Genomic DNA, 11,832 nt, shown 5'->3' with positions numbered 1-11,832 from the left:
TGCCTCTCAGCGGTCCAGCGTCTTCGAGGCAGTGCCGCGGTTCTTCCAGATCAACATGATGTTTCTGACATAGATGACGGTCGCGAGCGACTGTCCGAGGATGATGACCGGCTCGCGCTTCACGACGCCGTAGACCAGCGTCATCAGTCCGCCGCCCATCGAGCAGAACCAGAACGCCATCGGCACCACGCTGTTGCCGGCGCGCTCGCTCGCGATCCATTGCACCAGGAAGCGCGCGGTGAAGAACAGCTGCGCGACGAGGCCGAATGCCAGCCAGAAATCGAACTTGGCGACGAAGACGTCGTAGAGATAGTTGCTCAGCGCCTGACCGTATTGAATGATCATGCGTTCACCTCGGTCACCTCAGGAGTCGGCTTCTTGCGGCGGATCAGCCACCACACGCCGGCGAGATCCATGATGCCGATCCACAGCCGGTCGAAGAAACCGTAGTTCGACACGCCGGAATGACGTGGGCGGTCGATCACGTCGACATAGGCGATGTCGTAGCCTTCGCGGCGGACCAGCGCCGGCAGGAAGCGATGCAGCCCGTCGAAATAGGGCATCATCAGGAAAACGTCGCGGCGGAATGCCTTCAGACCGCAGCCGGTATCGCGCGTGCCGTCCTTCAGGATCGCGTTGCGGATACCGTTCGCCACGCGCGACTGAAATTTCTTGAAGCCGGTATCCTTGCGTCCGACGCGCTGGCCGGCGGCAAGGCCGACGCGCCCTGCTCCCTTCTCGACCGCCGAGATCAGGTCGGGCAGGAAGGCCGGGTTGTTCTGGCCGTCGCCGTCGAGCGTCGCCACGATCACACCGCGCGCCGCGCGCACACCGCTGCGCACGGCCGCGGATTGGCCGCCCGATCTGGCATGGCGGAGCTGGCGCAGATTGTCCCGCTGCGCCATGATCGCAGCGATCCGCTCGCCGGTCGCATCGGTGGAGCCGTCGTTGACGTAGATGATCTCATAGGCCCAGCGGCCATCGAGCGCCGCACCGATCTCCGCGATCAGCGGTGCGATGTTGTCGGCTTCGTTGCGCACGGGAACGACGATGGAAACCGAAGGCTGGGACGTCGACAAATGAAGCTCGTGGTTGGAATTGGCCTGCCACGGGAACCGGCGGTCCGGCAGGCAGCCGCTTTTATGGGGCGGATGCCCCGTGGGCAACCCTTTTGAGGCGGCCCGGTGCCGCTCCCGGAAGAGGCACGATGGTGCCGTCGGCGCGGATGGCAAAGCCGAGCCGTCGGGCCGCGAACCAGTAGCGCACCGCCATGGCGCCGACCATGCCGACCAGGGCGCCGGCCACGACGTCGCTCGGATGATGCGCGAGCAGCACGAGACGCGTCAAAAGGATCACGATTGCGTAAGTGAACATGAACACCCGGAGGCGCGGCCACAATGCCGACACGGCAAATGCCAGGGCGAACGCTGCTACTGCATGCCCGGACGGCAAGCTGGCATGAGCCCCCGTCCCCTCGAACGGTACAAAGTTGAACGGATTGGCCTTGCCTCCGACGAACGGGCGGCCGCGGCCGATGAGATATTTCAGGATCTCGCCGACGAACGCTGACACGGCAACAGACAGAAACATGTATTGGAGCCGCGTGCCCAAGCCGAGCAGCAGTGCGCGGCGAGTCCCGTGCAGCCCCGCAGCAACGAACGCCACAGCCATCAGCGCAGCCCCCAGCACGATCAGCAGATACTCGTCCTTGCCGAAATCGGTGAGGATGCGGATCGGCCACAGGCCGGGCGTGCCGCGCGCCGGCATCAGCTGGATCTCGGTCTGGTCGAACGCGACCATCAGAACGATGACCAGCGCTGCGCCCGCTGCGCTCAGCCACAACGAATGCCGCGCCAGCTTTCGGGCAGCCTCGGCCCGGCGCGAATGCGACGGCGACCGCACGAGCTGCTCCAGGGCACGCCACGATACGGCGAGCAATTGCGCGGCATAGCTCGCGCGCGCGCTGTCGGCGGGCACGGACATCCTACTCCGTGCCTTCCGAGCGGAAGATCGAGATCGAGATCGCGCGCCCTTGCGAGAAGTTATAGCCGTCGATGCGCGCGCCGACCTTGTAGCGCAGCCCGATCGCCTCGGCGCGCTGCACGAAGCTGCGCTCCGAGCGCTGCTCGATCAGCGCGAAGCGGCAGCTCCCCTGCCGCAGGAAATCCGCCGCACCGGAGCCGTCGGTGAGCAAGGTCTGGGTGCCCACCAGGAACACGAGGCTCGGCTCGTGATAACCGGCCGCAGCCGCCTTCGGTCCGACGCAGCTGACGTTGCGAAGCGCGCGCGCGATCTCGATGCTCGGAAATAGCGGCGTCAGTGAAGGCAGCACGATGCCGTAGACGGTCACCGCCAGCATCAGGGCTGCGACCAGCGCGTTGAGCAGCGAGCGCTCGGCCCGGTTGTTGTCGTAGAGCCACCAGGCGAACAGGCCGAAGATCAGCGAGGCCGCGATGAACGGCCAGGCCACGAAGGCCGGCTGCCGCGTCAGCATCACCGCGCCGACGACGGCGATGATCGAGGCGCCCGCGGGGATCGCGAACCACCAGGCCGAACCGCGCATCAACCAGGAGCGCGACAGCACGCGCCGCTCCACCGCGCCTGCGGTGAGGATCGCGATCGCCGGATAGAGCGGCAGCACGTAGTGCGGCAGCTTGGTCAGCACCGCCTCGAACACGATCCAGGACGGGATCAGCCAGGCCAGCAGGAACTGCGCGCCCGGCTCGCGCCGCGCCCGCCACACCGCGGGCGCCGCCATCGCAGCGAGCGGCGCGCCCGGCCAGAACGTGATCCAGAACAGCGCGAGGTACAGTCCGGGCGGCGCGCCATGGGATTCCTGGGCCCCCAACTTGCTCAGCATGTCGCCGCCGACGGAATCAGCGAAGAAGGCATCGCCCGCGCGCCAGAAGATCGCGACGAACCAGGGCAGCACCAGCACCAGCATCCACATCAGCCCCCAGAGCGGGCGCAGCTTCCACAGCCAGGAGGCGTCGCGGTCCTGGATCGCAAGCGCGACGATGGTCAGGCCTGCGAACATCAGGATCAGCGGACCCTTGATCAGGATGCCGACGGCGAGCGCGGTCCAGAAGATCGCGGGCCAGCTCCAGGGCGGATGCGTCTCGTCCTCGGCGCGCTGCCAGGACAGATAGGCCCGCGCCATCGCCCCCATCGCGGCGACGACGCAGAACAGCAGCATCGCATCGGTCTTTGCCAGCCGCGCCTCGACGCCGAGCAGCACGGAGGCGCACATCATCAGCGCCGCCAGCACCGCGGCGCGCCGCGTGACGAAGCCGAGCGCGGCCCAGTAGGTCATGAGCACGGCGCCGATTGCGCCCATCAGCGACGGCAGCCGGTAGACCCAGATCCGCAATTCGGCCTTCGGCAGCTTGAGCATCGATGCGGCTTCGACGGTCGCCGATTGCAACCAGTAGATGCCGACCGGCTTCTTGTAGCGGACGTCCTCCTGAAAGCGGATATCGACATAGTCGCCGCTCTCGACCATCTGCTTGGTGGCCTGGGCGAACCGTGCCTCGTCACGATCGATCGGCGGGATCGTGAAGAAGCCTGGCAGGAACAGCAGCAGCGCGCACAGCACCAGGAAGCCGACCGCGCGCGCATGGCTGGCCGTGGCGATGTCGAGCATGCGCACCAGTCCGCTGCCCGGATTTGCGGGCGATTTCGACTCGCGGGGGGCTCCAAAACGGGGGCTTGGGTAGGTCTCGGCCATTGGTTCCGCTTACGCTGAAACCGCCATCGCCACAACCGCTTGAGGCAGGGTCATTGAATTCGAATGACGACTGTGTCCGCGGCGCCCGTCGCGTCGATCACGGTGAGCCGGGCAAAGCCCGGACCGGGCGGATCGATCAGACGCTGACGGCGGCCGTCGATCTCGCCGAGCGCGGTGCCGTTAACCATGACTGTCATGGGCAGTACGCCGCCGGCGACTTTGACCGGCATGGCTGCGCTCTCCCGGCCACCCGATCGATCGACGTCGATCCGCGAGCCGTTGAGGGGAAACTGAATGTGCAGCGCCTGCTCGCTGCCGGTGCGCACCAGTTCCCCGGCCGGGCGGAACCGCTTCAGCGGCAGCGGCAGCTTGGCGTTGCTGGCCACCAGGGTTCCCCTGGGCGCCTTCGGCAATGGGGCGAGCGTCTTGCCGGTCCTGGCAAAGGCATCGAACAGGATCGGCGCGGCAGCGACCCGCCCGATCAGGCGGGGAACAGGGGTGCCGTCGGGCCGGCCGACCCAGACGCCGATGGTCATCCGGCCGTCGAACCCGACCGACCAGGCGTCGCGATAGCCGTAGGAGGTCCCGGTCTTGAAGGCGATGCGGTTGTGAGCGGCGTTCTCCGGCGGTGGCGTTCCCAGCAACACGTTGCCGACCTGCCAGGCCGCGACCTGATCGAGCAGACGGAGCGGCTCGCGGTCGTCCTTGTCCGTCATGACCTCGCGCAGCGGCTTGGTGGTGCCGAGGCGGGCGAAGCCCGCATAGAGCTGGGCGAGATCCCAAAGCGTCACGCCGACCCCGCCGAGACCCATGGCGAGCCCCGGCGCCTCGTCCCTGGGCAGAACCAGATTGCCGCCGGCCTGACGCAGCCGCGACGCCAACCGGCTGGAGCCGACGCGGTCGAGCAGCACGATGGCCGGCACGTTAAGCGACAATTGCAGCGCCTTCTTCACCGGCACCGTGCCCTGGAAGGTCATGTCGAAATTCTCCGGGGCGTAGGGGCCGAAGCGAACCGGCCGGTCCTCGATCAGGCTCTCGGGATGGACGAAACCGTCCTCGAAGGCGAGCCCGTAGATGAAGGGTTTCAGCGTCGAGCCCGGCGAACGGATCGCACGGGTCATGTCGACCTGCCCTGCCCGGCTCTCGTCGAAATAATCGGCGGAGCCGACGCGGGCGAGCACGTCGCCGCTCTCGTTGTCGACCACGATGATGCCGACCGAGATGTTCGCACCCAGCGCGATGGCGCGGTCGCGCGCCAGCGGCTCCAGCACCTTCTGCAAGTTCGCATCCAGGGTCAGCTTGATGACCGGCCTGTCCTTGACCGTCGAAAGCGCGGTGTCGGAGGCATGCGGCGCCAGGATCGGCATCGGCTTGCGCAGTTTCGGAATCGGAACGGCCTTGGCCTGCTTCGCGTCCTCCGCGCTGACCTGATGCTCCCCGACCATGCGGTCGAGCACGCGGTCGCGGGCGATGCGGGCTGCCTCGGGATGGCGATCGAGCCGGCGCGTCTCGGGCGATTGCGGCAGAGCCACCAGCAGCGCGGCCTCGGCCAGCGACAGCCGCTTCGGCTCCTTGCCGAGATAGGCGATCGAAGCCGCGCGGATGCCTTCGAGATTGCCGCCGTAAGGCGCGAGCGCGAGATAGAGATCGAGGATCTGCTCCTTGCTTAGCGTCCGCTCCAGCTCGATCGCGCGCACGATCTGCCGCAGCTTCGCATGAAGCGAGCGATGGCGCCGCGGCTCCATCAGCCGCGCAAGCTGCATGGTGATGGTCGAGCCGCCCGAGACGATGCGGCCGCGCGTTCCGAGTTGCAGCGCCGCGCGCCCCAGCGCCAGCGGGTCGAGGCCGTTGTGGGCGTAGAAGCGCTCGTCCTCATAGGCGAACAGCAGCTTCAGATAGGTCGGATCGACGTTTGTTTTTGTCTCGACCCGCAGCCGCCAGCGCCCATCCGCCATGGCATAGGCGCGCAGCAGCTTTCCGTTGCGGTCGACGATGGTGGTGGAGACTTGCCGAGCCTCGTCGAGCGGGAGAGGACCGAGCGAGTAGACCCAGCCGACGAAGGTGCAGATGGCGAGGATGAGGGTGAGGGCGAGGGCTGAGAGGAGGCGATGGCCCCTGCCCCGCGCTCCATTGCCGTCGTTCCGGGATGGTCCGAAGGACCAGATCCGGAACCTCGGGATTCCGGGTTCGGCTCTTCGAGCCGCCCCGGAATGACGAGAGCTATGATCCGCCTCGCTCATCCCACTATCACTCACTTCGCTGCCCGCACCTCGACATTACCCGTGCCGGTGCGACCATAGCGCGAGGGATTGTACATGTCCTCGACATAGGCCTGCGGCAGCACATATTTGCCGGGCGACACCGCGCGCACGACATAGGCGACGGTGAAGACCGATTTGGAATCCGAGGCCCGGTCGACCGCTGCGGTGAAGCGGTCGTCGCGGAATTCGGTATCCTCAGGCTCCTCGCCGTCCTCGATCCAGTCCAGCGTGCCGCTGTCGCCCGACGAGACCAGTTTGGGATTGTCGATCTCGAGACCGGCCGGCAGATAATCCGACACCATGATGTGACCGTATTCGGGCTTCGCCTCGGTGATCTTCAGCACCACGGCAAATCGCTGGTTCTGCTTGACCTTGCTGATATCGGCCGGCTTGCCGTCAAGCGTGAAGTAATTGCGCTCGATCTTGAAGCCGTTCGACGCCGCCGGCTCCGGCGTCACCGGCGAGCCCGACACCGAGACCACCGCCTGTACCGGCGCATCGCCGGTGTTGGTGATCTTCAGCGGCTTGCCGCTCAGCGTGTCCGCCTTGTAGCTGCGGTAGAGCGCAGTCTTGACCGGCTGGCCATCCACTTCCATGGAGAGATTCTCCTTTGCCAATGCCCGCGCCGCCAGCACCAGCCACGCGTTCTCCTGCGTGGAGGTGTAGGGCGTGAGCCCGCGCGCGGTCTCGACCCGCGACACTGCCTGCGTCAGCGTCGCCTTCGGCGCGTTGCCTTCGCTGGCGAGCGAGACGAGCGCTGCGGCATCGCGAAGCTGCGAGCCGTAGTCGGTGCGGCCGAACTCCAGGACCGGCTTGGGCGCGAGGCTGTCGAGCGCGGCACCATACACCCGCTCGGCGCGATTGCGGTCGCCGACCAGCGCCAGCGCCGCCGCAAGCTGCGACTTTGCGATCGGCGTCGCGAGGTTGTTCAGCTTGGTGTCGGCGAGATAGCGGAGATCACCGATCGGCGCCGCGCCATTGCGTGCCAGCACGTAGAGACCGTAGGCGAGATCGCGGCCGCCGTCCTTCTCGGGCTCGTTGGCATTGACCACGGAGTTTCGGATGCGGTCGAGCGCGTTCTTGAACAGCACGTCCGGCACCACAAAGCCCTTTTCGCGGGCGCGGGTGAGGAAGTCCGTCACGTAGGCATCGAGCCAGGCATCATCGCCGCCCGCCGACCACAGGCCGAACGAGCCGTTCGAGCCCTGGCGCGCCAAGAGCCGTTCGATCGCGTCGCGGATGCGCTGGTCGACTTCGGTGTCCATCGCGAGATGCGCACCGGCAGCGAGATCGTTGACATAGAGCAGCGGCATGGCCCGGCTCGTGATCTGCTCCGAGCAGCCATAGAGGTAGCGATCGAGCGCCTTGAGGATCGTCGCCGCATCGAGCGCGGTCGACAGGCTCGCCGAGACCGAGACGCTGCCCGTGCCCGGCACGAGGTCGGAGAACATGTCCGAGGTCAGCGTCAGGCTCTCCCCCTTGGCAAGCGTCCGGATCGAGCGCCGCGCCAGCACCTGCGTTGCCGCCTTGACGTCGAACGCGTAGTGGCGCGCCAGCGCGAGGCCATTCGGCCCCTTGATGTCGACGTCGAGCGTCGCCTGCCCTGCCGCGGTCGCATCGAGCGCGAGCGAGAACGCGTTGCGCTGCTTGGCCGCGAGCCTGACCCTGGTCGCGGGATTGCCGGTCATCTTCACCGGGCCGCCGGTCTGCACATTGACGACGTAGTCGCCGGCCTCGCCCTCGACATTGTCGATCTCGAGATTGACCGTGCCGTGGTCGCCATTGAGCAGGAAGCGCGGCAGGGTCGTGGTCAGCACCACGGGATCGCGGATCACGACGTCAGTGTTGGCGCGGCCGAGCTTCGTGGCGGTCCACGCCACCGCCATCACGCGGGCGGTGCCGGCGAACTCCGGAATGTCGAAGCTCACTTCGGCGGTGCCGTCGGCGGCGACCGTGACGATGCCGGAATAGAGCGCGAGCGGCTTTTGCGTGGGCGGCGAGCCCTGGAGCTCGGCAGCCCCGGCGTCGCCGCCGGACTTGATCTGGCCGCGCGTACCCGACATGCCATCGATCAGCTGGCCGTAGAGATCGCGGATCTCGGCGCTCAGGCGGCGCTGGCCGAGATAGTAGTCGTCGGGCGCCGGCGGCTTGTAGTTGGTGAGGTTGAGGATGCCGACGTCGACCGCGGCGATGACGATCTTGGCGTCCTCGCCCGGATTGAGCCCGTCGAGCTTGACGGGGATCTTCAGCGACGAATTCGGCCGGATCAGCGCCGGCGGCGTCAGCTTCACCTGCAGCGTGCGGGTCTGCTTGTCGATGCCGAACCATTTCAGGCCGATGGCGCGGCCCGGCATGCGCTGCGCAGCTGCATCGAGCGGACGGCGCAGCGTCGCCACGACGTAAGCACCGGTGCCCCAGTCCCTGCCGACCGGGAGCTTCACCTGCGCGGTGCCTTCCTTGACGTCAACGGTCTGGGTCGTCAGCAGGCGGTCGCCGAGCACGTTGATGGTCAGCTTGCCGGCGCTGCGGACATTGACCGACACCGTCATGGTGTCGCCGGAGGCATATTGCGGCTTGTCGATCGAGGTCTCCAAGAGATCCGGCGTGTCGGCGCTGCCGTCGGAATACCAGCCGACGTCGAACTGCACCGAGGTCACCGGGCCGTCGGCATCGTTCGACTTCACATCCAGCCGATAACGGCCAGGCTGCGGCGTCAGCGAGATGCGCGACGGCTTCTCGGCAGCGATCGTGACATCCCCGTCGGCGACCCGCAAGGTCGACTTGACCGGCTCGTACTCCCAGTAATTGTTCTGGCGATACCACTGGTAGCGCGACTCCATCTTCAGGAGCTCATAGCGCAAGCCGTCGCGGCGCAACCTCTCGCCCCCGGGCGAGACGAACACGACGTCGAACTCGGCCTTGTCGCCCTCGGCGACGTTCTTGTCGCCGAACAGCGGCTTGACGCCAATCATGGCAGTCGCCGGCGCGATCGGCAGCACGAGCTTGCGCTCGACGGCGCGGCCGCCGGTCTCGACCATGCGGACGAAGATCTGCGCCTCCTGCGGCCGGGTCGAGGCCGGCTGCTTGTCCAGCGTCACCGGGAAAGTCGCAACGCCATTGGCGTCGGCCTCCGGCAGGTTCTCGAGCGGCGCACGCTCATTCGAGGTGGTCTCCTCGTCGTCGACGCCGAATTGATAGCCGGCAAAGCCGGGACGTTCGCTCGCAGGCGCCACCAGCATGTCGCCTTCGAGTGCAAGACCCGAGGCCGGCGCGCCATAGAGGAAATGACCGTCCGCCTTAAGCTCCACAGGAATGTTAGCTTTGATCAGCTTGTCGTTGGCGGACAAGTCGAATTCGATCCGATCGGGGACGTAGTCTTCGACCATGAACGTGGTCTCGCCGACCGAAGCCCCCTTCGGATCGGTGAAGGCGCGCACCCGCCACGTTCCAGTGGGGACGGCCGAGTTGAGGGGCACGGCCAGCGTGCGGCCGCCGGCGCCCTGGTCGGGCAGCACGGCGCGGCGGAATTCGACGCCGTCGGGACGCTCGATGACGAGCGTCAGCGGGCCACCGGTGACGGCATTGCCCTGCCCGTCGCGCAACAACGCGGTCAGATAGACGGTCTCGCTGGAGCGGTAGACGCCGCGCTCGGCGTAGACGAAGGCGTCGGCCCCAGCCGGAACAGCGCGCCCCGAGACGCCGCGGTCGGACAGATCAAAGGCGGAGGCCTTCAGGCTGAGGAAGGCGTAGTCGGCCTTCTCGCCGGTGACGGTGAGCATCGCTGGCGACAGGCCGCCCTCGCCGCGCGCGAGCCCGGCTTCGAACAGCACGTGACCGCTGTCGTCGGTCTTGCGGGTGGCCAAAATCTCGTTGTTGCGGGCGACCAGCCGCACCTCCGCCTTGCCGACCGGATCGGTCGAGGCCAGCGAGTTGACGAAGACATGGATGCCGTCATTGCCGGAATAGGCGGAGACGCCGAGGTCGGAGACGATGAACCATTGCGTCGCGAGCTGGGACTCGTCGTCCGAGCCTGGGCCCTTGGCTGCGGCGGTCATGACGTAGACGCCGGGCTGCAGCTCGCCGAGCGCCTGGTCCACCGGGAATGCCGTGGTGACGTCCTGGTTCAGCGTCATCGCGGTCGCAAGCTCGCCGGACCAGACCTTGACGCCGCGCTCGTCGCCGAGATCGGAGAGCTGGTATTTCGACAGCGTCTTCTGGAAATCGCTGTCGACCACCGTGTTGATCAGGTTGCGATCGCCGATGCGGAAGACGTTGATGTTGACGGCGGGCGTATTGACGCTGACGACGGGGATGCCCCGCTGGCCGGTCTTCGGCAGCACATAGGCACGGCTGGTGAAGCGCACGAAGGGCTTGCGGTCGCGGACATAGATGTTGAACTCGGCCGATTTCGGCAGGCCCTCCTTCACGGTCGACGGCAGGCCGGCGCGCAGATTGACGTTGTAGCGCTCGCCGTGCTTCAGCCCGTCGACGCAGAGCTGCTTGCCTTCTGCCGACAGCGCCGGCTTGTCGGTGCCCGCCAGCGCCAGAAAGGGCGCGAAGTCGGTCCGCTTGGCAAGCTCTTCCGAGAACTGGAAGCAGGCGCGCGGGCTCGCCGAATCCGAGTCCACGGTATAGTCGAGCAGCCGGAAGCCGTGCTCGTCGCGCAGCTTCTCATATTGGCCGCGGACGTCGGCGACCTCGCGCATGTCGAGCGACAGCCGCAGCGAATCCAGCGCCGGCCGCCACAGCTTGCGTTCGGCCAGCGACTTGCCGAGCACCGCGAGCGCATCCGCCTCCTCGCCCGGATTGCCGGCGCGCTGATAGGCGATGTAGGCGGCGGTCGAGGCGCGCTCCAGCAGGAATGTCTGCTCGCTCGAGCTCTTCGGCGAGATCTGGAAGATGACCTTGGCGAGCCGTAGCCAATTTCCGGCATCGTCCGGCGTGGTGGCCGCGATCTGGCCGAGCACCGAGAGGCCGGTGCGATAGTCGTTGCGGCGGAACGCGGCATCCGCGTCGGTGCGCAGCATCGCACTTGTCCTGGCGACCGGCCCTGCCTCGCTCTTGATCTGGGCCTCCAGCTTGATCGCGGAATCGGCGAGATCGTCGCGCTTGAAGGCCTTGTCGGCGGCCTGCGCAGCCGAAAGGCCGAGCGCCAGCGCGGCGCAGATTGTGACGGCGCGAACAAGACCGATCATGGTTGGACTCCCGGAAATCGCGGACGAACGCCGCTTGTCGCAAGAAATGCGCGGAAAGGTGACGGACTCAAGGCGATGGAACCAAAGGATAAAATCGTCGCAATCGCCATGACAAGGCAAGCCCAGAGGAGACCGATCAAGATACCGCTGCGCACGCCGTCCTGATGGCGCAGCAATACCGGACCAGTCGACCGGCGGCGGTGTCCCGGAAGCTCTCCAACGGTCCCGGCGATGTGATCCATCGTCCAGTCCGCTGCCGCTCAACCCGGCACCCTGACACCCCACCGTTCCGCTTTGTCGCGGCATTGAGGAAAACGGTTCGGTTCAGGCTTGGCGAAACACCAGATTTTTCATATTGGCATGTTAGATGAACGGCCAGTCCCCCAAAGCCGGGCGGCTCAAGACGGTCCCGTAGCTCAACTGGATAGAGTAGCGGATTTCTACTCCGCGGGTTGCAGGTTCGAGTCCTGCCGGGATCGCCAGTCCTTATCTTGTCCACCAGCCTCGTTCGTGCATCAGCGTACGCTTCCCCTGCCGTATGATTGCTTGACGCGCCATACGACGCGCAGTCGCCGATCCATCGCCCTTCACGAACGCGTGGGTAACTCCGCTCAGGGCTTTCAACCGAGCGCATCGGCCCTATCTCTCC

At 66.6% G+C, this 11,832-nt stretch carries 6 protein-coding genes and 1 tRNA gene; 1 reads left to right on the top strand and 6 read right to left on the bottom strand.

The features are described from left to right. Positions 1 to 6 precede the first annotated feature (6 nt). From XH87_RS36580 to XH87_RS36555, 6 genes are all read right to left on the bottom strand, one after another. Positions 7 to 345: a lipid-A-disaccharide synthase N-terminal domain-containing protein gene (locus XH87_RS36580; RefSeq protein WP_035713788.1), complete on the bottom strand. Its 339-nt coding sequence runs from the start codon at positions 343 to 345 to the stop codon at positions 7 to 9. Next, positions 342 to 1,079, bottom strand: a complete 738-nt coding sequence (locus XH87_RS36575) for a glycosyltransferase family 2 protein (RefSeq protein ID WP_271590905.1) — start codon at positions 1,077 to 1,079, stop codon at positions 342 to 344. The genes XH87_RS36580 and XH87_RS36575 overlap by 4 nt, the downstream gene beginning before the upstream one ends. A gap of 61 nt (positions 1,080 to 1,140) precedes the next feature. After that, a complete protein-coding gene (locus XH87_RS36570) occupies positions 1,141 to 1,983 on the bottom strand; it encodes a phosphatase PAP2 family protein (protein ID WP_271590904.1) in 843 nt (280 codons plus the stop codon). A 1-nt stretch (position 1,984) separates the two neighbouring features. Beyond that, a complete protein-coding gene (locus XH87_RS36565) occupies positions 1,985 to 3,727 on the bottom strand; it encodes an ArnT family glycosyltransferase (RefSeq protein WP_271590903.1) in 1,743 nt (580 codons plus the stop codon). Between the two features lie 50 nt (positions 3,728 to 3,777). Continuing rightward, the gene (gene pbpC, locus XH87_RS36560) at positions 3,778 to 5,967 is read right to left on the bottom strand and encodes a penicillin-binding protein 1C (RefSeq protein WP_271590902.1); all 2,190 of its coding nucleotides are present in this window, start codon (positions 5,965 to 5,967) and stop codon (positions 3,778 to 3,780) included. Between the two features lie 11 nt (positions 5,968 to 5,978). Further along, positions 5,979 to 11,183, bottom strand: coding sequence for an alpha-2-macroglobulin family protein (locus XH87_RS36555; RefSeq protein ID WP_271590901.1), 5,205 nt, complete (start codon positions 11,181 to 11,183; stop codon positions 5,979 to 5,981). A gap of 405 nt (positions 11,184 to 11,588) precedes the next feature. Here XH87_RS36555 and XH87_RS36550 point away from each other — a divergent pair. After that, a tRNA-Arg gene (locus XH87_RS36550) sits at positions 11,589 to 11,665 on the top strand. The last annotated feature ends 167 nt before the right edge of the window (positions 11,666 to 11,832 follow it).

Source organism: Bradyrhizobium sp. CCBAU 53415 (assembly GCF_028128735.1).
Classification (GTDB): domain Bacteria; phylum Pseudomonadota; class Alphaproteobacteria; order Rhizobiales; family Xanthobacteraceae; genus Bradyrhizobium.
This window is presented reverse-complemented; position numbering and strand designations above follow the sequence as displayed.